This is a genomic window from Pseudodesulfovibrio mercurii (assembly GCF_000189295.2).
GTDB lineage: Bacteria > Desulfobacterota > Desulfovibrionia > Desulfovibrionales > Desulfovibrionaceae > Pseudodesulfovibrio > Pseudodesulfovibrio mercurii.
The window spans coordinates 3,049,967-3,070,740 of record NC_016803.1; the positions used below are offsets into that span (position 1 = coordinate 3,049,967).

Below are 20,774 nucleotides of genomic sequence, written 5' to 3' on the forward strand. Positions count from 1 at the left end.
TGTATTGAAATACTTCAACTTCGATTAAATTTTACCCGCCGGGCCATTGTCCACGCGGACGTTCAGGAGGTCCAGGTTCTCGAACAGGTCCCGGCCCATGAAGAAGTACAGCACGGGCACGGACTCCGCCGGGTTGGCGGACACGGTCAGTGTGCCGGGATCGTTCAGGAAGGTCTTCAGGCCGAGCATGGTCTCGCGGGCCGGTTCGTTGGCCTGGGTCTCGGCGTAGGCGGCCAGGCCGTCCAGTTCGGCGCTGATCCTGCCCAGGGTGGTGGTCTCTGACAGCCCCATGCGCCGGGCCCAGTCCGCGCTGACCAGGCGCATGAACTCGCGGTTGTCGAAGGTCAGGACCGCCTTGCGGATGCCCAGGGCGAAGCTTTGCTCCGGGCGGAACCCGGTCAGGTTCAGGTTGTCCAGGGAGCCGGTCAACCGCAGGGCCCCGAGCTTGGGATCGTCCAGGGTGAGGCCCTTGAGCTCCAGGATTTTGGTCTCCGGGTCGTAGGCGTAGTCCAGGGTGCCGTCGCCGGACAGGACCTCGATGCCGAGCCCCCGGATGTATCCGGACAATACGCCGAAATTCTGCGGGGACACCTCGATGGTCAGGCCCCTGGCCGCGATGGTCGCGTAGTGGGGGATGGGGTTGTTCCGGTCGAAGGCCGCGATGCTGACGGAGTCGGCCTGGATGTGCTGGCCCGAGGGGAACAGGGCGTCCACCCGGTCCAGGACCACGGTGTGGTCCACGATGTGCACGGTCAGGTCGGCGTAGGACAGGGCCAGGCCGGGCGTCTCGGCCACGGTCCGGGTCAGCTCCTTGTCCACCTCGGCGTTGACGTACCACTTCAGGCCGAAGAAACAGATGGCCGCGAAGATGACGAAGGAGAGCAGGAACTTCTTCAGCCCGGACACGATCACATCTCCCTCAGGCCGGTGACGCAGGCCACGGCCTTGATGCCTTTCTTTTCGCCGGTGAAGCCGAGCTTCTCCTCGGTGGTGGCCTTGAAGTTGACCTGGTGCGGTTCGAGCCCCAGGAGCCGGGCCACGTTGCGGGCGATCTGCGCCGCGTGCGGGGCCAGGCGGGGAATCTGGGCGATGACCGTCAGGTCCGCGTGGACCACGCGGGTCCCGGCCCGCTCGGCCATGGCCATGACCTCGCGCACGAGCATGCCGCTGTCCGCGTTGTCGAAATTCGGGTCCGTGTCCGGAAAGTGGGTGCCGATGTCCCCGCCGCCGAAGGTGCCGAGCATGGCGTCGGCCAGGGCGTGCAGGAGCACGTCGCCGTCCGAGTGGGCGACCACGGCCGGGCCGCCGGGGATGGGCACGCCGCCCAGGACCATGGGCCGGTCGGCCAAGCCGCCGTAGCGGTGCACGTCGTAGCCCCAGCCGATGCAGGGCACGGTGGTCCGCGCCGCGCGCAGCCGTTCCAGGTCCTCGGGCACGGTGATCTTGACGTTGCCCGCCTCGCCGGGGATGACCCGGACCTCGGCCAGCCGCTCGACCATGGAGGCGTCGTCCGTGACCTCCCAGCCCTCGGCCAGGGCACGGTCGTGGGCCTCCCGGAGCAGCGCGGTCTCGAACCCCTGGGGGGTCTGCACCGCGGCCAGTTCGGCCCGGTTCAGGGTCTCGCGCACGGTCCCGTCCGCGACCCGCTTCACGGTGTCGGTCACGGGGATGGCCGGGATCACGCCGCGCGCGCCCCGGTCCAGAGCCTCGATCAGGTCCGCGATGATCCGGGCCGAGACGAACGGGCGGGCCGAGTCGTGGACCAGCACCCGGCCGCATTCCTTGGGCAGGGCGGCCAGCCCATTGCGCACCGAGTCCTGACGGCGGGCGCCGCCCTGGGCCACGGCCCAGCGCACGCCCAGGTCCTCGGTCTTGAAGTACTGGCGCAGCTTCTTTTCCTGGTCCGCCGCATCCTCGGGCGGGAAGACGAAGACCAGACCGCTCATCCCGGCCGCGCGGGCGAAGGTCCGGGCGCAGTGCCAGAAGAGCGGCGCGCCCTTGTACTCGAGGTACTGCTTGCGCTCGCCCCCCGTGGCCTCGGCCAGGCGGGTGCCCGAGCCTGCGGCCAGGATCATGCCCCAGATGTCGTTCATTGCGGTCCCTGCGGTTGCCTGTCGAAATCGGGCGCGGGAGAGGGTGGCCTCCCCCGCGCGGTAACACAAGTCGGAGCCGGTCATAAGCCGGGTTTTGTTCCCCTTGCGGGGTGGTCATCATTCATCTAGGCCGGCCGTTACCGGACGGCTCGAGCAACCAACCCGACAGCTCGGCCGGGCCGGCCTCAAACGCTGTCCTATTCGGTCTTGCTCCGGACGGAGTTCACCTGGCCTGCCGCGTCGCCGCGACAGCCGGTGGGCTCTTACCCCACCGTTTCACCCTTACCGCCGGGAAATCCCGGAGGCGGTCTGCTTTCTGTTGCACTTGACGGGGATCGCTCCCCCTGGGCGTTACCCAGCGTCCTGCCCTGTGGAGCCCGGACTTTCCTCCCCGGTCGTTGGACCGCGGCGATGACCTGCCCGACTCCGGACTTGTGATGCTACTCCTCTTCGTCCAAGGAGATGTTTTCGGCCTGCACGAAGGCCTGCCAGTAGATCAGCCGCTGGCAGTTGGGGCAGCTCAGGATCTGCTGGCCCTTCTGGAGATCGTTGTACGCCTGCGGCGGGATCATGATGTTGCAGCCCGAGCACACGCCTTCGGACACCGGCACGATGACCGGGTGCTCCATGCGCTCGCGGATGAATTCGTAGCGGCCCAGGATCGGCGGCGGAACGGCCTTGCAGGCCTTCTTGCGCTTGCGGTTCAGGGCCTCCAGCTTCTTGTTGGCCTTTTCCAGGCGTTCTTCGAGGGTGGTCTTGAGGGCCTCGAACTGTTCCTGCACGCCGCTCATTTCATCATTCAGGGCCTGGGTGGCCTCATCCTGGCGGACCAGCTCCTCGCGCACGGCGGCCTGCTCGTCGTCGCGCATGCGGTTGAGCTTTTCCAGGGAATCCATCTCGCGCATCATGGCGTGATATTCCTTGGTGTTGCCCACCAGCATCAGCTTGTTCTTGGACTTCTTGATCTTGCCCGCATCCTCCTCGATCTCCACGGACAGCTTCTTCTTCTGTTCGTTGAGGATGCCCATTTTCTCGTCGATCTGGCCGCGGCGCTCCTCGAACTCGCCGAGCTGGCCCTCGAGATCGGCCAGCTCCTGGGGCGCCTGGTCGATTTCCTTGGTCAGCTCGAGGATTTCGTCGTCCACTTCCTGAAGGACGATCAACTGTTCAATCTGTTTCTGATACATGGATTAACCTCTCTGTCTATTTGAAATCACGAAAAATACTTCCGCTATTTGACATAGGGGGCAAAGGGGTCCTCGCCCGGGAAGAAGCGGACCTCCGCGTCCGGCAGGGCCTCGCCCAATTCCACGGCGAAGCGGCGCATCATCTCCTCTTCCAGGGAGAAGTGGCCCACGTCCACCACGCAGACCGGGGTCTCCACGGCCGGGTGGTACTTCATGTCCCCGGTGACGAACACGTCCGCCCCGGCCCCGGCCGCCCGCTCGATCAGGGACGTGCCCGACCCGCCGCAGTAGGCCACGGTGCGCACGGTCTCCGGCCTGGGCCCGGCGATCATCAGCACCTCGCGTTCGATGAGCCCGGCCAGCCGCGCCATGAAGGCTTCGAAGGCCAGGGGTTCGGGCAGCTCGCCCGCCTCGCCGAAGCCCACCTCGCTGACCGGCGCGGTCAGGGAGCGCAGGTAGAACAGGGGGCGTCGGCCCAGGGAAAATTCGATCTTGTCCGCCAGCCCGCGCCATTGGGGCTCGTCGCAGACCACCCGGACCTCGCCCGTGCGGCTCTGGGCCACGGAGTGCACCCCGTCGTGGTCCGCCCAGATGTCGGCGGCCTCGCGGGAGATGGGCTCGTCGCAGTAGAAGGACGCCTCCACCGGCGCGCTGCCGTGCTCCACCTCGAGCAGCCGCCCGCCCGTCAGGCCCAGCTCCTCGCCCAGCCAGAAGGCCGGGCCGCCCGGCCGGGTGTCCAGGGAGGTGTGGGCCGCGTACAGCCAGCTCCCGGACCGGACCACCGCGCGCAGCACGTCCAGGTACATGGACTCCGCGTTGGGGGCCTTGGGCTTCAGGTACAGGGGGTGGTGCGTGATGATCGCGCCCGCGCCCCAGTCCAGGCAGCGCCCCACGGCCGCCGGGGTCGGCTCCAGGGTCACGGCCACCTTGCCGGTCTCGGCCGCGCTCCCGGCCACCTGCACCCCGGAATTGTCCCAGGAACTCTGGTTGCCCTCCGGGGCGAGGTTGCGGAAAATCGCTAAAATGTCTTGAATTTTCATGTGCTTACGGCCACCTACCATAATGAGGATGCTCCCGTAGGGTTTCCCCCTCGGGAGCATCTCTTGTCCTCTTCGATCACCCGGCCAACGGCCTTAACGGGGGATTTCAGGATATATGCGATCTTCTGCTTTCGGGTCTTCGTCAATCACGTCTCCCGGAAGTGGGTCGTTGGTAGGCCAGCCAGGATTCGAACCTGGGACCGACCGGTTATGAGCCGGTGGCTCTGCCAACTGAGCTACTGGCCCGCCGTGGAGTTGAACACCATAGCCGCGCGCGGCTATGGTGTCAACTCCACGGTGGCGCGGGGGGCGGCGGCTTCCGATAGCGGGCCATCCGCACATTTTTAGCGAGGGGCTTTCACCGCAGCGTATTGCCCCATACGTGAGGATGAAAGCCCCTCGCTAAAAATGCACGGCTGACCCACTCTCGAAAGCCTCGCGGCGTGCGTGCGCGGGGGAGAGAGCCGCTGTTCGCGCGCGGTGCGCTCGAAGGCGCTCCAGGGGAGGGGAGAGAGAGCCGCTGTCGGGTGCGTGCCGCACCTGAATCGCTCCAGGTGGGGGCTGTTCGCGCGCGGTGCGCTCGAAGATGCTCCGGGGGGGGGGGCTGCGCTTTGCGTGCGAAGGCGGTTGGGTCGGGTCAGGGGGTGCGGGACTGGCAGGACTCGACCTTGTCGATGGTTCGTTTGGCGAACCACAGGGCCACGGCGGCGGAGGTCCAGACGATGGCGAAGATGGACAGCCACAGGGCGGTGATGGGGTAGCCGAGGAGCTGGGTGAACAGGGTGAAGAGCAGGAACGGGGCGACCACCTGGCGGGACAGGCCGAGCCAGATGGCGAACAGGGGCCGCTTCATGCCCTGGAGGACCGAGGTGGGCACGAAGATGGCCACGTAGCCGTACAGGGTGAAGGCGTCGATGCGCAGGTAGCCCGCGCCCACGGCGATGACCGCCGGGTCCTGGGTGAAGATGCGCATGAGCGGCTCGGCGAAGAACAGGATGGGCACGGACAGGGGGATGAGCAGGTACGCGCCGTAGAGCAGGTTCTTGCGGAAGTTCTCGCGGATGCGGTCGATCCTGCCCGCGCCGTAGTTCTGGGCCGTGATGGTCAGGGCGGACACGGACAGGCCGATGGTCGGCATGAGCACCACCTGGTCGATGCGCGTGGCCACGCCGTAGGCCGCCGAGGCCTCGGGTCCGAACCCGGACACGTAGCGGAAGATGACGAAGAAGCCCAGGGCCACGGTCATGGAGTTGAGCGCCGCCGGGAATCCCTGGTGGGCGATTTCCGCATAGATCTTGAGCCGGGGGATGAGGTTGCGGCCCTTGTCGGTCTTGAGCAGCCCGGTGCGCCGGGCCTTGCGCAGCAGGTAGACCGCGCCCACGCATTGCAGGAGGATGGTCGCCCAGGCCACGCCCTGGAGGCCCATGGCGGGCAGGCCGAACCCGCCGTGGATGAACCACGGGTCCAGGATCACGTTCAGCGAGGCCATGAGGATGAGCACGTTGCGCATGCTGGCCGTGTCGCCCTGGGATTGAAGGATGGCGTTGAACAGGAACAGGGCCATGCTCACCGCGTTGCAGGCGAAGATCGGGATCATGTATTCGAGGCAGGTGTCCAGGTAGGAGCCGTGCGCCCCGAGCCAGCCGAAGATGGCCGGGGACCACGTCAGGCCGAACCAGGCCAGGAGCACGGACGCGAGCAGGCCGAAGCCGAGCATCTGCACGGCCACCAGAGCGGCCTTGTTCCGGTCGCGCGCCCCGAGCGCCGCGCCCATCAGGGCGGTGGACCCGGTGCCGATGCCCCCGGCCAGGGCGGTGATGATGAAGTATACGGGCAGGGACAGGGCCAGGGCGGCCTGGGCCTCGGTGTCGATGCGCCCGGCCCACCATGTGTCCACCACGTTGAACATGGTGTGGAAGAAAAAGCCCACGCTCGAGGGCACCGCCACCTGGCGGATGACCTCGGAAATGGGCCGCGTGGTCAGGTCGGTCTTGTCGATGCATGCATTGCTCATGGCCGGAGTGTACCCGTTTGCCCCTTGGGGATACAGCCTTTTCCCACCGCTCCGGGCGGTTGACGCGCGGGCGGCGTGCCCGTACCAAGGGGCATGGGCAAGACGCCGACCAACCGCCAAGTGCGCTTCTGGCGCGACCCGGACCTGCCGGGCGTGGAGGTGCGCCGGTCCTCCTACCGGGAGGAGGCCTTCCGCCCGCACGTCCACGACGCCTATTCCCTGGGCTTCATCGAGCACGGCCGGACCACCTTCGAGCTCGAAGGGGGGCGGCACGTCGCGACCGCCGGCCAGCTCGTGTTCATCGGGCCGGGCCTGGCCCACGCCTGCAACCCCGACCCGGACTCGGACATGGCCTACACCATGTTCTACGTGGCCCCGGCCTGGCTCACGGCCACGGCCCGCGAGCTCTTCGGCCCGGAGGCCGAGCCCCCGCGCTTCCCCGACCCCGTGGTCGATGACGGCCCGCTGGCCGAGCGGCTGCGCGCCCTTCAGACGGCCATCGCCGACAACGCGGACCGGCTGGAAAAGGAGACCCTGCTCGTCCAGTTGCTGGCCGAGGCCGTGTCCCGCCACGGCGCGCCCGGCCCCGTGTCCGGCCCCGAACGCGGCCCGGCCCCCCGGCCCGCCGGACGGGACGCGGTGCGGGCGGTGCGCGACTATCTGGCCGCCCACCTGGCGGAAAAGGTCTCCCTGGACGAACTGGCCGAAGCCGCCTCCCTCAGCCGCTGCCACCTGCTGCGCGTGTTCCAGGCCGCCACGGGCCTGCCGCCCCATGCCTACCAGAACCAGCTGCGCGTGGACCTGGGCAAGCGCCTTCTGGCCCAGGGGCTGCCCGTAAGCCGGGTGGCCGCCGAGACCGGCTTCGCGGACCAGGCCCACTTCACCCGCGTGTTCCGCCAGTTCACCGGGGCCACGCCCGGCCAGTACCTGGCGGGCGGCCGGTCCTGATCCGGGCCGCAATTTCGTACAATACCCGGTCCGCGCCCTGCGGCATGGTGCCCCCGAAACCAAGGAGGAGCTATGCCGCTGTGGCAGAAGATGATGATCGGCCTGGCCCGGAGCGCGTCCGTGACCCGGCTGATGCAGGAATCCCGGTACATGGGCCGGTTCGCCCGCCGGTTCGTGGGCGGCCGGGACGGGGACGAGGGGCTGGCGCGCGCCCGCGCCCTGCGCGAGCGGGGGCTGTCCGCCTCCCTGTTCTATCTCGGCGAATACGTGGCCGACCCGGCCGAGATCGAGGCCACCCGCCGGGCCCTGTCCGGGGTGGCCCAGGGGCTGGGCCAGGCCGGGCTGGACGTGCACCTGTCCGTGGACCCGACCCAGCTGGGGGCCATGATCTCCTGGGATGCCTGCCGCGGGAATGTGGCCGCCCTGGCCCGCGACGTGGCCGAAAACGGCCGGGGCGGGCGCGACGTGCTCATGCTCGACATGGAGGACTCCTCGGTCACGGAACCGACCCTGGACCTGTACCACACCCTGCGCGCCGAGGGGCTGCCCGTGGCCGTGACCGTCCAGGCCTACCTGCACCGGACCGAAGGCGACCTGGCCCGGCTGGTGGCGGACGGGGCCAGGGTCCGCCTGGTCAAGGGGGCCTTCGCCGAGCCCGGCCGGGTGGCCGTGACCGGCAGGGCGGAGCGCGACGAGGCCTATCGTCGGGCCATCGTCACCCTGCTCTCGCCCGAGGCCCGCGAGCGCGGCGTGTACCCGGTCTTCGGGACCCACGACCACCGCATGGCCGCCTTTGCCGAACACGTGGCCCAGGTCAACGGCTGGCAACGCGACCGGTGGGAGGTGGAGATGCTCCTCGGGGTCCGCCCGGCCTGGCAGCGCGAGCTGGCCGACCGGGGTGTGTCCGTGCGCCTCTACCTGCCCTTCGGCCGCGACTGGTGGCCCTACTCCATCCGCCGGGTCGGCGAGAACCCCGCCAACCTCGGCTTCGTGTTCCGGTCCATGGCCTCCGGGGCGGAGTGACCGGAGGCGGACGTTCGCTCGACGGAGGCCAGCAACGACTTTCGCCCGGCGGCGGGCGACAAAAAAAGGGTGGTCCGCGTCGGCGGACCACCCTTGTCTTCGTCTGTGGCGGGCGTGCGCTATTTCAGGCCGAGTTCCTTGACCAGGTATTCGAAGTCGATGTTGCTGGACACGAGCTCCGCGCCCTGCTTGATCTTGATGGCGTCGCGCAGCTTGTGCCGGGAGAGGATGTCGTCCATCTTCTTGGCCACGGTGAAGGTGTCCTCGCGGACCATGATGATCGGGGTCTCCAGGACTTCGGACCGAGTCAGGATGATGTCGTTGGGGTAGAGGTTGCCGGTCAGGATGAGGCAGGGGCAGTCGCCTTCGAGCGCCACCAGCTGCACGTCGGACCGGTCGCCGCCCACGATGATGGCGGAGTTCTTCTTCTTGCGGAAGTGGGTCATGAAGTTCTCGACCTGCATGGTCCCGATGAGGAAGGACTCGACCACGCGCTCGCTCTTGTTGTGGGCGGAGATGATCTTGCCGCCCAGCCGGTCGGCCAGGTCGCCGACCTTGATGGCGCCCATGAGCGGGTCGCGGGGGATGACGCCGAGGATCTTGACGCCCTTGGCCTCCAGGGCCGGGCCCAGGAGCTGGGTGATCTCGTCCATGAAATTCGGGGGCACGTCGTTGAGGATGGCCCCGGCCATGAGGTCGCCGAGCGTCTCCTTCATGGCCATGAGGTAGTCGTACTTGAGTTCCTTCTGGAAGCGGTCGATGACGATGGTCTTGATGCCCAGGCGGCGGACCACGGAGATGGCGTCGGTGTCGCAGTACTTGCCGGAGTACATGGACCCGGAACCGGCCACCAGGGTGATGTCCTTGTCCTTGGACACGGCTTCATAGCCCGCGACGATGCTGTCCAGCAGCCCCTCCATCTTGCCGGTGAAGGCCTTGACCTTGAAGTCCTGGGTGACCACCACGGGGGTGACCATGGCCGGGTCCTCGGAAAGGCCGAGCACGTCCTGGACAAAGGCGGCGTCCTCGTCGCCGAGCTTGCCGTCGACCTCCATGGGCATGGCCCCCACGGGTTTCATGTAGCCCACGTTGTACCCGTCTTTCTGCAGGCGCAGGCCCAGGCCCATGACGATCATGTTCTTGCCTGAATACCCGGTTGTCGAGCCGATGTAGAGTCCAGCCATGCCTATTGTCCTCCTGAGGGTGAAAGGGGCGGGAACCGCTCCGCCCCGTCTTTTGTTAGTATATGAGACCGCAAAAAATGTCCAAACGTCATATGGGCCCCACGGTCACGCGCAGGTCGGCCACGAAGGCCCCCTCGGCGTCCACCAGGATGGGGTTGAGCACGGCCTCGCGGATCTCCGGGAAGTCCGTGGCCATCTGAGACATGGACAGCAGGATGTCCTCGATGGCCGTCAGGTTGACCGGTTCCGCGCCGCGCACTCCGCGCAGCAGGGGGAACGAGCGGATTTCGCGGACGATGTCCTGGACGTCCTGTAGGGCCAGCGGGGCCAGCCGGTAGCTGACGTCGCCGAGGACCTCGGCCGAGGGCCCGGCCAGGCAGAAGGAAATGAGCGGGCCGAACTGCGGGTCCTGGGCGAAGCGGACCACGACCTCGCGGGCCCTGATGGGGCCCATGGTCTGGACCAGGCAGCCCGCGATGTAGATGTCCGGGCGCTTGCGCTGGGCGCGGGCGGTGATGTCCAGCCAGGCGTCGCGCACCTCGCGCGGGGTGTGCAGGTCCAGGGCCACGCCGTCCACCTCGCCCCGGCTGGTCAGGTGGGGCGATTCGATCTTCAGCGCCACGGGGTAGCCCATCTTCTTGGCCGCGCGCACGGCCTGGTCCGAGGTGCGCACCAGCCGCGTCTCGGGCACGGGCAGCTCGTAGGCCGCGGCGATGTCCATGGCGTCGTTGAAGGGCAGCTCGGTCACGCCCGCCGCCAGGGCGGCCTCGATGGTCCGCTCGGCCCGTCCCTTGTCGCGGCGGAAGCAGACCTCCACCGGGTAGGGGCGGTTCTTCCAGCGGTAGTGGGCGAGCATGGCCGAGATGGCCGTGACCGCCGGTTCCGGGTAGGCGTAGCAGGGGATGCCCGCGTTGAGGAGCATGTCGCGGCCGGGGCCGATGCGATCCTCGCCCATGAACGAGGCGAAGATCGGCTTGTCGCAGGTCTTGGCCACGTCGATGATGACCTGGGCGGTCTCGATGATCTCGGCCGAGGCCGTGGGCGTGAGCAGGACCAGGATGGCGTGGGTGACCTCGTCCTCGGCCACGGCCTCCAGGGTGGCCCGGTAGCGCTCGGCCTTGGCGTCCCCGATGATGTCGATGGGGTTGTAGATCGAGGCGAAGGGCGGCAGCGCCTTGGCCAGCCGTTCCAGGGTGGCCAGGGAGGGCCGGGCCAGGTTGAGCCCGGCCGCCTCGCAGGCGTCTGCGGCCAGGATGCCCGGTCCGCCGGAGTTGGTCACCACGGCCAAGTTCGGGCCCTGGGGCAGGGGCTGCTCGGAAAAGGCGCGCGCCAGGTCGAACAGGGTCTCCAGGCTCTCCACCCGGATGATGCCCGCCTGCTTGAACGCGGCCAGGCCCGCCTCCACGCTCCCGGCCAGGGAGCCGGTGTGGCTGGACGTGGCCCGCGCGCCCGCGGCGGTGGTGCCCGCCTTGATCATGATGACCGGCTTCTTTTCGGTCACGGCCCGGGCCCGGGTCAGAAATCTGCGGCCGTCGTCCACGGATTCCAGGTAGCCGATGATGACCTTGGTGTCCGGGTCGTCGCCCAGCGCCTCGAGCACGTCGGCCTCGGACACGCCCGCCTTGTTGCCGAGCGAGACGAACTTGGAGAAGCCGATGGATTCGCCCTCGGCCCAGTCCAGGATGGCCGAGCACAGGGCTCCGCTCTGGGAGAAGAAGGAGATGGACCCCTTGGCGGGCATGGTCTGGGCGATGGAGGCGTTCAGGTTGATGGCCGTGTTGAACAGCCCCAGAGTGTTGGGGCCGAGCAGGGTGATGTCCCGGCGCCGGGCCAGGTCGGCCATCTCCATCTCCAGCTCGAAGCCGTCGCGGCCGGTCTCGCGGAACCCGGCGGTGATGACGCAGATGGCGTCCACGCGGGCGTCGGCCAGGTCGCGCATGGCCTGAAGGACCTGCTCGCGCGGCAGGGCGATGATGCCGAGGTCCGGCGGGCGCGGCAGGTCGGCCGTGGACGGGTAGGCGGTCAGACCGAGAATTTCTCCGCCCGCGGGATTGACGGGAAATATTGTCCCCCTGTACCCTGCCGAGATTAAATTCGAAAGGATGAGATGCCCGAGCTTGAGAGGGCTTCGGGAAGCGCCGACCACGGCGATGGATTCGGGGTTGAAAAGTTCGTGAAGTTGGGCGTCTGGCTGCATAAACAAGGGGGTTGAATGGATACTGCTGCGCTACAGGATTGTATCCACCATAGGTTTGGCCAAGTCAAGTTCCTGGAGACGGCCCTGACGCACTCCTCGTTCGCCAACGAGCAGGATGGGTTCGAGGACAACGAGCGGTTGGAATTTCTGGGCGACGCCGTGCTGGAACTGTGCATCTCCGAGGAGGGATTCAAGCGCTACCCCACGGCCCACGAGGGCCAGCTCACGCGCATCCGCTCCCAGCTGGTCAAGGAACAGTCCCTGGCGGGCATCGCCCGCGAGCTCGAACTGGACCGGTTCATCCGCCTGGGCCGGGGCGAGGAGCTCCAGGGCGGCCGGGAGCGCGACGCGCTGCTGGCCGACGCCTTCGAGGCCCTGCTCGGCGCGGTCTTCCTGGACGGCGGCTTCGAGGCCGCCCGCCGGACCATCCTGGACATCTTCGAGGACCAGTGGCCCGCCCGGGCCATGCTGCCCGAGACCAAGGACTACAAGAGCCGGTTGCAGGAAGTGGCCCAGGATGTGTTCCGCGACCGGCCGGTCTACGTGCTCTCCGGAACCAGCGGCCCCGAGCACGAGAAGCTGTTCGAGGTGGACGTGACCCTGCCCAACGGCGAACGGTTTCGCGGCCTGGGCACCAGCGTCAAGCGGGCCGAGCAGGAGGCCGCGCGCATGGGCCTGGAATTTCTCGAAGAAGAATAGATTCCCCCGACATCAGGCGTGAAAAACCACCGGAGACCATGCCCTGCGGGATGCACCCGCAGGGCCGGTTTCCGATGGTCTTCAGTCGCGTGCAGTCCGGTGCGGCTAGCCGCCGATGAGCTGCATGGCCATCCTGGGCAGGGAGTTGGCCTGGGCCAGCATGGCGACGGCGGACTGGGTGAGAATCTGGTTGCGCACGAATTCGGTCATTTCCTGGGCCACATCGACGTCGGAAATGCGGGATTCGGCCGCCTGCAGGTTCTCGGCCTGGATTTCCAGGTTGGTGATGGTGTTTTCCAACCGGTTCTGCATGGAACCGAGGTTGGCGCGGATCTTGTCCTTGGAGATGATCGCCTGGTTGATGGCCTCCATGGCGGCCTGGGCCAGAGCCTGGGTGGAGATGGACTTGCCCGCGTTCATGGCCTCCCAGGTGTCGCCGTTCTTCATGGCGGCCAGGTGGCCGAGGCCGAAGGCGGACGCGGTGGAGCCCTGGATGGCCACGTAGTAGTAGTCCTCGGCCGAGTCGTTGCCGGTGCCGAAGTGGATCTTCAGCGGGCCGGTGGCCTGGAGGCCCGTGCCGTCGTGGTCCACGCCCGGATCGCCGGACAGGTTGCCGTTGAGCAGGTAAATTCCGTTGAAGTCCGTCGCGTTGGCGATACGGGTGATCTCCGAGCACATGGCCTGGTACTCGGAGTCGATAATCATGCGCTGGTCCGAGTTGTAGGTACCCGTGGACGCCTGCATGGCCAGTTCCTTGAGGCGGATCAGCTTCTCATCGACCACCTGGAGCGCGCCGTCGGCGGTCTGGATCAGCGAAATCGCGTCGGAAGCGTTGCGGATGCCCTGGTGCAGGGAGCTGATCTCCGAACGCATGAGCTCGCGAATCGCCAACCCGGCCGCATCGTCCGCGGCGGTGCCGACTCGCAGGCCGGAGGACAAACGCCGGGTGGAAACGCCGAGCCGACTGTAGTGCTCGGACAGGTTTCTCTGGGCGTTCATCGCCATGAGGTTGTGGTTAATGACTAAAGACATCAGAACCCTCCTTGTTCGATTCTCAAATCCATTTTGCCAAAATTAAGCATCATGTGTGCCAACTTAATTTTCTCAAGGAATATTAAGAAACTGAGTGTTTAAAAAAAGTCTAGAAAGGCTATTTTTTCCGCTTGCGGAAAGGAGTGGAAACCGTTGGCTGTCAATGGTTCGTCAATATTTGCCGGGTGGGGAGGGGGGCGTCGATGGGCATCGACGGTGCCTTAAGAACATAATGATGGATGGGTAGCGGGTGCGGTTTGCTTGTTCGAAGGTTCGCCTTGGATTTTGTGTGGTGAATGCGCCTGCGGCGCTGCCTGAAGAGCGCGCCTGCGGCGAGGAGAGCCGGGAGGGAGCTGCGCCCCTCCCTCCGAGAGCCGTCGTGTGGGGCTGCGCCCCACACATTTCTCCATGCCCTCCCGGCGGGGTCCATTTTTTTGCTGGCCCAAAAAAATAGACGAAAAAAAGGGCCTTGCGGGGTGGGCGGCCGCCCGGGGAGGGGTCGCAAGAATCCGATCCGCTCGGGGTGGCTCCATCTGAGCAAAAGTAAAGTGCGGCTCCTGGAGCGGGATGGCCCCTTTTGAAGGAGACCGAGCTTCGGTGGAACAGGAGCCGCCCCCCCTTCGCGGTCGGCTTCTACGCGCCCCCTCCAGGGCTGGTTGGGTGCTTGAAGAGTGGCGGTGGGACGCGGGAGGGCGGGGCGGAGAGCCGCTGTCGGGTGCCGGGGGCACCCGAATCGCTCCAGTGGGCGCGAGTTGGGGGAGTGTGGGCGGGGGATGAGGGGTGAAGGCGGGAGTTTGTGTTGGAAGAGCCATGAAAGGGGGAGGGAATGCGGTGAGCTTTCCTAGGCATTCCGCGACGCGCTTTACCTGAGTCTCAGTGGGCCGCCGCCAAGGCGATCCGCTACACCCCTGTCGCGCGAGTACGGTCAAACCAACTGTGTTCCTTCCAAGCCCGCCCACAGATGAGATTCCCAACCTCCACCGCGCGACCGCTGCCCAATTCCCCTCACCCCGCCTCTTCGTACCCGGCCATCCGCACCGGCCCACTCCTCGCAGCCGAAGAGCGGTAATCGGCGGCGGACCCTAGAGCCCGTGTCCGGCGGCGAAAGCGCGGGTTTGAGCGCGTCTGCGCGGCAGACATTCGCTCACAACCAGCGAAAGCCGCCTACCGGCTCTTGGGTCCGTCGGCGCGCGGCAGCACCGCAGCGCAGTTTTTGCTTCCTTTTTTCTGCGCCGGCAAAAAAGGAAGTCGCCGTAAGGGCGAAATACGATGTAACGAAAACAATCCAAAGCCCCGACGCGGATGCGCGGCCATTCCCCCGCTCTCGCAACCGCCTTTTCCTCAAAAAAGCACGAGAGCAGGGCGCAACCCTCCCCAGCCGGTTTCGTGCCCGCACCATAACCCGAACGGCCCCGCGATGAGTTCACATCGCGGGGCCGCCGGGTTTTTTCTTGCCCCCGGTGGGTGGCCGGGGGGCGCTTGGAGAAGGACGTCTATCAGTATGGGTTACTTGAGACCGTTGTTACCGCTTCATGGAGATGACTTCGCCGAGCATCGAATCCACGGTGGTGATCACCTTGGTGTTGGCCTGGAAGCCGCGCTGGGTGGTGATCATGTTGACGAACTCCGTGGCCATGTCCACGTTGGACATCTCCAGGGCGTTGCCGTCGATGGTTCCCTTGCCCGTGGAACCCGCCTGGCCGGTCAGGGCCGGGCCGGACTCCAGGGTCTCGGTGAACAGGTTGCCGCCCTCGCGGCGCAGGCCGTGCTGGTTGGTGAAGGTCGCCAGGGTCACGGCGTAGAGCTCCAGGACCTGGCCGTTGGAGTAGTGGCCGGAGATGACCCCTTCGCGCGAGACCGAGATGTTCTGCAGGATGCCCGCGGAGTAGCCGTTCTGGCTCTGGTACAGGGTGGACGAGCCGCCGGTGTCGAAGCTCTGGGTGGCCAGGGCGCTGACCGCCGGGTCCTTGAAGTTGGCCAGGTAGCCGGTGTTGCTGATGTTGTTGCCGACCATGGCGGCATTGGTGGGCACGTTGCCCAGGCCGCCGTCCCAGCCGATGGTCACGGCGCCGGAGCCGTTGCTCGACAGGTCCTTGTTGGAGATGCCGAAGTCGATCTGCAGGGGCGTGGCCTCGGCGGCCTCGGCCGTGCTGGCGTTGGACTTGCCCAGGAAGTTGGCCGTGCAGACCGGGAAGCCGCTGGTGGAGAAGTCCGCCAGGGACCAGTTGGACAGGTCCTTGATGTTCGTGCCGCCGTTGGACTTGAGCGTGTAGGCGCTCATGCCCGAGAGCTGGCCGGTGGTGAAGGTCAGGGTGCCGATCATGAGCACGCCCGACGCCGAGGTCTGGGCCTCGCCGATGGAGGTCATCAGGCCGTTGGCCCCGGAGAGCATGCGCCGGTCGGCCGAGGGCTCGCAGGTGACCATGAATTCCCAGACCGTGTCGCCGCCCGCGTTGCTCATGGTCACGGGGTCGTAGTACACGGTCAGGTTGTGGGCCGTGCCGATGTCGTCGTAGACCTTGAGGGTGGTCGAGTAGGCGTACAGGGTCGAGGCCAGCGGGGTCTCGGCCGAGCCGTCCCAGTTGTTGAACATGGCGAAATAGGGGTTGGTCGAGCTGGTGGAGCCGTCCGCGGCCGAGGGGTCCAGGTTGGTGACGATGGACACGTTGGTGGTCGGGTTCGGCTCGGACTGGAAGTTCTCCATGCGGATGTTGGTCGGCGTGCCGATGATCCGCGCGGAGTTGGCGGTCTCCGTGGTGCTCGACGTGGTCGTGGTCACCGTGGTGGTGGAGCGCTCGATCTCCCATCCCTGGAGGACGTAGCCGTGGGGGTCCACCAGGTAGCCGTCGCTGTCGAAGCGGAAGTTGCCCGCCCTGGTGTAGTATTTCTCATCCTCGCCCAGGGGCGAGACCACGAAGAGGCCGTCGCCGGAGATGGCCATGTCCGTGGCTTCGGTGGACGTCTCGAAGGCCCCCTGGCCCCAGTCCGAATAGATGGTGGACACGCGCACGCCGCGTCCCACCTGGCCCACGCCGTTGACCGTGGCGAAGTCGGCGCTGGCCAGGTCCTCGAACTGCATCATGGCGCCCTTGAAGCCCGTGGTGTTCACGTTGGCCAGGTTGTTGCCGATGACCGTCATGCGCTCCGAGTGGACCGTCAGGCCGGAAATGCCTGAGAACAGTGATGCTCCTAAACCCATAATAACCTCCTAATCTCTTCTCCAAGAGCCCCGGACCGCCTTCGGTCCGGAGTGAAATGATCGTTCGTCGCCTAGGCGCCGGTGTCGGTGTCGTTGCCCTCGTCCGAGGTGTCGGTGGCATCGACCGTGGCGGAGGCGTCGGGATCGACGACCTCCTTGACGTTGAGCATGTTGATGAACCGGCCGTCCTCCAGGCGCAAGTACTGGGTGCCGTCCTCGGTGACCACGCCGTCCACCTTGCCGGAGATTTCGGTCTGGACCATGACGTAGTCGCCGCCCGTGTCCACGCCGAGGATGCCCACGCCGTACTGGCCGTCGGGCAGCAGCTCGCCGTCCTCGTCCTTGCCGTCCCAGGTGTACTGGTAGGTGCCGGACTCCTTGCTGCCGAGCTCCACGGTGCGGACGATGGCCCCTTCGGAATCGTAGATGTTCATGATGATGCTGGAGACGGTCTCGCCGAAGCCGTAGTAGATGGTCGAGGCGTTGCCCTCGCTCAGGCTGACCTTGTAGCCCTCGGCCTTGACCTCCTTGCCGATGAAGCTCACGGCGGTGAGGATGTCGCTCTGGGACATGGTCTCGTTCAGGGTGGAGATGCCGTCGTTGATGTTGGTCAGCTGCTCCAGGCTCGAGAACTCCGCCAACTGAGAGGTCATCTCGGTGTCCTCCATGGGGTTCAGGGGATCCTGGTGCGTGAGCTGGGCCACCAGGATGGACAGGAAGGCGTCCTGGTCCAGACTGGTTTCATGCTCGGTCGGCGTGTTCGAGGCGGCAAGTCGCTCCTCCTGCTGCCCCAGATAGATGCCTGTCGTGTCTACGTAACCCATGATAGACCTCGTTTATGCGATAAGGTGCAAGCCCTGATCGGAAGTAATTACCCGTTCTCCGACGGATTGCACGTCCCGGGCCACACCGCCTCCGTTCTGCGCCCGCATGGAGCGCATGTGGTTGCGCATGGCCACCATGGCCTCCCGCTCGCGGGACAGATTGTGCTGGCTTTCGCCGAACCAGTTCCCGTAATTCTGGTTGTCGGCGAGCCCGGCCTGGACATCCAGCTTGTCCACTTTCAGGCCTTGAGATTCTAAAGAATTCTTAATGATCTGAAGGTTGTCCGTGATGATCTTGTGGGCGTCGGAATTCTCGGTCCGGATGGTCGCGCTGACCTCCTTGCCCTGGACCGAGAGGACCACGGACAGCTTGCCCAGGTTCTCGGGAGTGAGCTGCAGGGTCAGCTGCTTGGCCCCGTTTTGCAGGGTCTTGAGCACGGCCTGATCGACCTGCTTGAGGACCTTGGGGGCGGAAACATTTTCCCACGCCTTGCCCTTGGCGGTGCTGGCGGAGGCGGCGGTCTGCTGGGCCAGGGCGGTCTTGGCCTCGCCCGCCTTGGCCTCGGTGGCGGCGGTCTTGGCGGAGGTTGCGGTCTCGGTCCGGCCGGTTCCATCCTCGCGCACCCGGTCCACGAAGTTGTTCCACTTGCGGTCGTGCTCGGCCTCGGGGTCCAGGTCCTTGTTCAAGGTCTGGTCCTGAACCGGGGTCTCGGACTTGATCTCCACCTTGTCGGCGGCGGACCGGCTCGCCTGGCGGCGGACCGTGTTGTCGGACGCGGCGTCCTTGCGGTCGCGGAAGGCCTGGGCCAGCTCCTCGCGGACGTCGGTGTCCGCCTGTTCCTCGGCCACGCGCGGGGTCAGGTCCACGGCCTCCTCCACCTGGAGGGCGGCCGAGCTCTGCTTCTGCGTGTCGCCCATGGTCGCGGCGAACGCCTTGCCCACGGCCTTGACCAGCTTCTGGTCCTTCCTGTCCAGGCCGGCCAGTTCCTGGCGGATCTGGGTGAAGGCCTGCTTCATGTCCTTGGGCAGGGTGTTGCCGGCGAAGAGCTCCTGGGCCTGGGTGACGAATTCCTTGGACAGCCCCAGGGCGGAGACGAAGGCCTCGACCTCGTCCTTGCTGAAAAGTGTCTGCTGGTCCTCGGGCATGGCCGCGATCTTGGCCTCCACCTGCTGGAGGACCTTGTCCGTCCGGCCGTTCTGCAACTGGCCGATGAGCTTGTCGGATTCCTTCTCGGTGAAGCCGAGCTTGGTGAAGAAGCTGGCCAGGGAGGCCTTCTGGTCGTCGCTCATCTCGGTCTTGCGCGCCTCGGCCATCTTCTTGGCGATGGTGGAGACGAACTGGCCCCAGGTCATGCCCTCCTCGGAGTCGACCTGGGTTTCGATGGCCGCGATCTCCTCGTCGGACATGCCGTATTCCTTGAGGTCGTCCCGGACCGCGTCCAGGTCCTCGCCGGTCATGCGGCTTTCGAGATTCTTTTCCTCGGTCTTTTCCTCGACCTCGGGGGTCACCTTGGGGGCCTTGGTCCCGGCCGCGCTGGCGGGCTTTTCCTCGTCTTCCTCTTCCTTGATGCCGGGGACGGAGTCGAGCATCTTTTCCTTGTGCGCCATGGGAGCCATGGACAGTTCGTCTTCGACCATGTCCGTGTGCTCGCTGAACAGCTCGGCGAAAAGGGCGCGCTTGTCGTCCTTGGCGTCGGCAAGGGCGGTCTGGGCCGTCCTGGTCTTGGTCGAGGTGGCCAGCTTGACCAGCTGAACGGCCTCGGAAGCTGTTTCGGTGGCGATGCCGGGAATATTTTGCATACTTTTCTCCTCCGGCACGTCTTCAATCAAAAGGCGTGCCAATGGAAAAAAGTCTTTATATCGCGACGTTGACAGCGTTTATGAGGGGGAAGAAATGACCGGTCCGGGCAGCCCCACGGGGGGCGCGGGCTAACCGCAGATTGCGGCCAGCCGCTCCAGCAGGGTCAGGGCGTGGGCCCAGGCCTCGCGGGAGTAGTCCCTGTTTTCCAGGTACATGTGCACGAACCCGGTGAAGGGGCGGGCCATGGTCGGGCTGTCGGCCCAGAAGGACGGGTCCAGGGCGGTCCCGGTGCGCAGGCCGTGCGTGAACCGGCGGCCCATCTCCGGGATGTGGGCGAGCAGGGTCTCGGCGGCCTGGGGGGCGTCCCGGCCGAGGTCGGCCCAGGGCGCGGCCGCGCGGCCGTCGTCCCACAGGCCGAAGAGGGCGCCGAAGAAGCGCTGCCAGAACCGGGAGGCCAGCCGTTCGGCGTCGGGCGCGGTCTGGTCGAGCCGCTTCAGGTGATACAGACCGTGAGCCCGGCCGGTCTCGAACAGGGTCAGGCCGGGCAGGTCCATGCGGGCCAGCAGGGCGCTGTCGTTGGACATGACCAGCCGCTTCACGAGGCCCGCCACCCGGCCCGGCCTGAACGGCTCGTGGCAGGCCAGGGAATCGCGGGTGCAGCGCCAGCACCCCTTGGCGCAGTCGAGGTCCGCGCGGAGCACGAAGTGGCCGGGCTGGAGCGGGCCGGTCTCCCACGGGTTGACGTTGCCCATGGACAGGTTCAGGCACTTGAGCCCGGTCCAGGCGGCCAGGTGCATGGGCCCGGTGTCCGGGGTGACGAACAGCCCGAGCGTCTGGCCCACGGCCCCGAATTCGTCGAGCCCCAGGGTGCCGCAGAGGTTCAGGGCCGGACCCTTGGCCAGCCGGGCCACCTCGGCCCCGAGGTCCTTTTCGGCCGGGCCGCCGAAGAGCACGGTGCGCAGTCCGCGCCCGTGGAGCTCGTCCACCAGTTCGGCCCAGAACGCGGCCGAGGGGCGCTTGGCCGCGTCGCTGGCCCCGAGGAACAGGCCGACCTTGTTGGAGCCGGGCAGGGTGCGCGGCCGGGAGAACCGGGTGGCCGCGATGTCCGTGAAGGGCACGGCGTCCAGGCCGTTCAGCTCGCCCCAGTGGAAGCGGTTGTAGAGATTGTTGCGCACCAGGGAGGTGCGGTAGAGCTGCCAGTCGCCGAGCACGCGCCGGGTGCCGTCCCCGTCCTGGACCGGCCCGAGCCTGGCCCCGGCCTTGACCCGGCCCGCGAGCACGGCGGCCTTCTCCTGGATGGACAGGTTCAGGACCAGCTCGTAGTCGTGCTTTTCCAGGTGCTTGACCCCGGACCACGGGAAATAGGTGGCCGGGGGCGAGAGCTTCATGAGCGGCTCGTAAAAGGTCTTCTCCGCGGCTACGAAGATGGGGTGGCCGGGGTGGCGGCGGGCCAGCCAGAGCATCAGCGGGTAGGACAGGATCAGGTCCCCCATGCGCTGCATCTGCAATATGAGGATGGGTTTTTCGGCCATG

Annotated in this window: 15 protein-coding genes, 1 tRNA gene and 1 other RNA gene; 3 read left to right on the forward strand and 14 right to left on the reverse strand. The window is 66.6% G+C overall.

Features of this window, described 5'->3' with window-relative positions:
* Window positions 1–24: 24 nt before the first annotated feature.
* The 7 genes from DND132_RS13790 to DND132_RS13815 all read right to left on the reverse strand — a co-directional run bounded on the left by DND132_RS13790 (window position 25) and on the right by DND132_RS13815 (window position 6,334).
* Window positions 25–906 (reverse strand): hypothetical protein, encoded by an 882-nt coding sequence (locus tag DND132_RS13790; RefSeq protein WP_148267003.1) that lies wholly within the window; start codon window positions 904–906, stop codon window positions 25–27.
* A gap of 2 nt (window positions 907–908) precedes the next feature.
* Window positions 909–2,093, reverse strand: a complete 1,185-nt coding sequence (ispD, locus tag DND132_RS13795; RefSeq protein WP_014323372.1) for a 2-C-methyl-D-erythritol 4-phosphate cytidylyltransferase — start codon at window positions 2,091–2,093, stop codon at window positions 909–911.
* 68 nt (window positions 2,094–2,161) lie between these two features.
* Window positions 2,162–2,521: RNase P RNA component class A (gene rnpB / locus DND132_RS17905), an RNA gene on the reverse strand.
* A gap of 12 nt (window positions 2,522–2,533) precedes the next feature.
* Window positions 2,534–3,280: a zinc ribbon domain-containing protein gene (locus tag DND132_RS13800; protein WP_014323373.1), complete on the reverse strand. Its 747-nt coding sequence runs from the start codon at window positions 3,278–3,280 to the stop codon at window positions 2,534–2,536.
* Between the two features lie 44 nt (window positions 3,281–3,324).
* Window positions 3,325–4,320 carry a Nif3-like dinuclear metal center hexameric protein gene (locus DND132_RS13805; RefSeq protein WP_041915812.1) on the reverse strand — a complete coding sequence of 332 codons (996 nt, stop codon included), beginning with the start codon at window positions 4,318–4,320 and terminating at the stop codon, window positions 3,325–3,327.
* A 170-nt stretch (window positions 4,321–4,490) separates the two neighbouring features.
* Window positions 4,491–4,566, reverse strand: a tRNA-Ile gene (locus tag DND132_RS13810).
* A gap of 391 nt (window positions 4,567–4,957) precedes the next feature.
* Window positions 4,958–6,334 carry an MATE family efflux transporter gene (locus DND132_RS13815; RefSeq protein ID WP_014323375.1) on the reverse strand — a complete coding sequence of 459 codons (1,377 nt, stop codon included), beginning with the start codon at window positions 6,332–6,334 and terminating at the stop codon, window positions 4,958–4,960.
* A gap of 93 nt (window positions 6,335–6,427) precedes the next feature.
* Between DND132_RS13815 and DND132_RS13820 the strand changes: the two genes are divergently transcribed.
* Window positions 6,428–7,282 carry an AraC family transcriptional regulator gene (locus DND132_RS13820; protein WP_014323376.1) on the forward strand — a complete coding sequence of 285 codons (855 nt, stop codon included), beginning with the start codon at window positions 6,428–6,430 and terminating at the stop codon, window positions 7,280–7,282.
* A 72-nt stretch (window positions 7,283–7,354) separates the two neighbouring features.
* Window positions 7,355–8,305 carry a proline dehydrogenase family protein gene (locus DND132_RS13825; RefSeq protein WP_014323377.1) on the forward strand — a complete coding sequence of 317 codons (951 nt, stop codon included), beginning with the start codon at window positions 7,355–7,357 and terminating at the stop codon, window positions 8,303–8,305.
* A 119-nt stretch (window positions 8,306–8,424) separates the two neighbouring features.
* On the opposite strand, the gene DND132_RS13830 is transcribed toward DND132_RS13825, so the two are convergent.
* Window positions 8,425–9,489 (reverse strand): phosphotransacetylase family protein, encoded by a 1,065-nt coding sequence (locus tag DND132_RS13830; protein ID WP_014323378.1) that lies wholly within the window; start codon window positions 9,487–9,489, stop codon window positions 8,425–8,427.
* Between the two features lie 88 nt (window positions 9,490–9,577).
* Complete coding sequence (locus DND132_RS13835; RefSeq protein WP_014323379.1) at window positions 9,578–11,686, reverse strand: acetate--CoA ligase family protein; 2,109 nt, start codon at window positions 11,684–11,686, stop codon at window positions 9,578–9,580.
* A gap of 15 nt (window positions 11,687–11,701) precedes the next feature.
* On the opposite strand from DND132_RS13835, the gene rnc reads away from it, so the two are divergent.
* Window positions 11,702–12,385, forward strand: a complete 684-nt coding sequence (rnc, locus tag DND132_RS13840; RefSeq protein ID WP_014323380.1) for a ribonuclease III — start codon at window positions 11,702–11,704, stop codon at window positions 12,383–12,385.
* Window positions 12,386–12,490: 105 nt separating this feature from the next.
* Here rnc and DND132_RS13845 read toward each other — a convergent pair whose 3' ends face one another.
* From DND132_RS13845 to DND132_RS13865, 5 genes are all read right to left on the reverse strand, one after another.
* Window positions 12,491–13,417 carry a flagellin N-terminal helical domain-containing protein gene (locus DND132_RS13845; protein WP_014323381.1) on the reverse strand — a complete coding sequence of 309 codons (927 nt, stop codon included), beginning with the start codon at window positions 13,415–13,417 and terminating at the stop codon, window positions 12,491–12,493.
* 1,522 nt (window positions 13,418–14,939) lie between these two features.
* Window positions 14,940–16,616, reverse strand: a complete 1,677-nt coding sequence (locus DND132_RS13850) for a flagellar hook protein FlgE (RefSeq protein WP_014323382.1) — start codon at window positions 16,614–16,616, stop codon at window positions 14,940–14,942.
* 71 nt (window positions 16,617–16,687) lie between these two features.
* Window positions 16,688–17,440: a flagellar hook assembly protein FlgD gene (locus DND132_RS13855; RefSeq protein WP_014323383.1), complete on the reverse strand. Its 753-nt coding sequence runs from the start codon at window positions 17,438–17,440 to the stop codon at window positions 16,688–16,690.
* A 12-nt stretch (window positions 17,441–17,452) separates the two neighbouring features.
* Window positions 17,453–19,240, reverse strand: coding sequence for a flagellar hook-length control protein FliK (locus DND132_RS13860; protein WP_014323384.1), 1,788 nt, complete (start codon window positions 19,238–19,240; stop codon window positions 17,453–17,455).
* A gap of 129 nt (window positions 19,241–19,369) precedes the next feature.
* Window positions 19,370–20,773 (reverse strand): glycosyltransferase family 9 protein, encoded by a 1,404-nt coding sequence (locus DND132_RS13865; RefSeq protein ID WP_014323385.1) that lies wholly within the window; start codon window positions 20,771–20,773, stop codon window positions 19,370–19,372.
* Window position 20,774: the final 1 nt, after the last annotated feature.